Annotated in this window: 1 protein-coding gene; it reads left to right on the top strand. The window is 74.3% G+C overall.

The window, feature by feature from the left end:
- Positions 1–43 precede the first annotated feature (43 nt).
- The coding region (locus ATM99_RS17550; protein ID WP_062104089.1) for an alpha-amylase family protein at positions 44–1,423 on the top strand (1,380 nt) is incomplete at its 3' end.

The following is a 1,423-nucleotide window of genomic DNA, read 5'->3' as shown; positions in this document are numbered from 1 at the left end:
CCCCGCCCAGGCCGGTAGGCCCGCCGGCGCACCGGCCACCGCCCTGCGGCGCGTCACCGCCGCCGCGCTCGCCCTCGTGCTCGCCGCGGCCGCCCTGGTGCTCGCCGCCGCACGCCCCGCCGCGGCGGGCCCGCCCGACGACCGCCCCGGCGTCACCCTCTTCCAGTGGACGTGGACGTCGATCGCGCGCGAGTGCACCGACGTGCTCGGCCCCGCCGGCTACGGCTGGGTCCAGACGTCCCCGCCGCAGGAGCACGCCGTGGTCGGCGGGCAGTGGTGGACGTCCTACCAGCCCGTGAGCTACCGCATCGAGTCCAAGCTCGGCACGCGCGCCGAGTACGCCGCCATGGTGTCGGCATGCCGCGGCGCGGGCGTCGAGGTGATCGCCGACGCCGTCGTCAACCACATGAGCGGGCAGACCGGCGGCACCGGCTGGGCCGGCACGCCGTTCTCCACCGAGCGGTACCCCGGCCCGGCCGGCGGCTACGGCCCGCAGGACTTCAACGACTGCCGCACGAACATCGCGAGCTACCAGGACCGCTACCAGGTGCAGCACTGCCGCCTCGTGGGCCTGCAGGACCTGCGCACCGGCTCGGAGTACGTCCGCCAGGAGATCGCCGACTACCTGCTCGACCTCGTGTCGCTCGGCGTGCGCGGCTTCCGCGTCGACGCCGCCAAGCACGTCCCCGCGGCCGACCTCGAGGCGATCCTCGGCACGGTGCGCGCGACGCCCCAGGGGCGCGACGTCTACGTCGTGCACGAGGTCATCGGCGCCGGCGGCGAGCCGATCCAGCCGAGCGAGTACCTCGGGTCGGGAGACTCGCACGAGTTCAGCTACGCACGGCACCTCAAGGGTCAGGTGCAGTCGAACCAGCTCGCGTCGCTGCGCGACCTGCGCACGCAGCCCTGGCTGCTGCCGTCGGACCGCGCGGGCGTGTTCGTCGACAACCACGACACCGAGCGCAACGGCGAGACCCTCAGCTACAAGAACGGCACCGACTACCGTCTCGCCAACGTGTTCATGCTCGCGTACCCGTACGGCTGGCCCTCCGTCCACTCGGGGTACGCCTTCAGCGACCACGACGCCGGCGCACCGCAGTCCGGCAGCGGCGAGGTGCTCGACGCCGCGTGCGGGCAGGGCACGTTCACGTGCGCGCACCGCTGGAACGAGACCGCGCACATGGTCGGGTTCCGCAACGCCGTCGCCGGCACCGACCTCACGCAGTGGTGGGACGACGGCGGCAGCGGGATCGCGTTCGGCCGCGGCGACCGCGGGTACGTCGCGCTGAACGCCGGGTCGTCCGCGCTGACGCGCACGTTCGCGACGTCGCTGCCCGCGGGCGCCTACTGCGACGTCGTCTCCGGGCAGGCGTCCGGCGGCGCGTGCACCGGGACGACCGTGACGGTCGACGGCTCCGGGCGT

This window comes from Cellulomonas sp. B6 (genome assembly GCF_001462455.1).
Lineage (GTDB): Bacteria > Actinomycetota > Actinomycetes > Actinomycetales > Cellulomonadaceae > Cellulomonas.
Note: the sequence above shows the minus strand (reverse complement) of the source record. Positions and strands in the feature narration are given on the sequence as shown.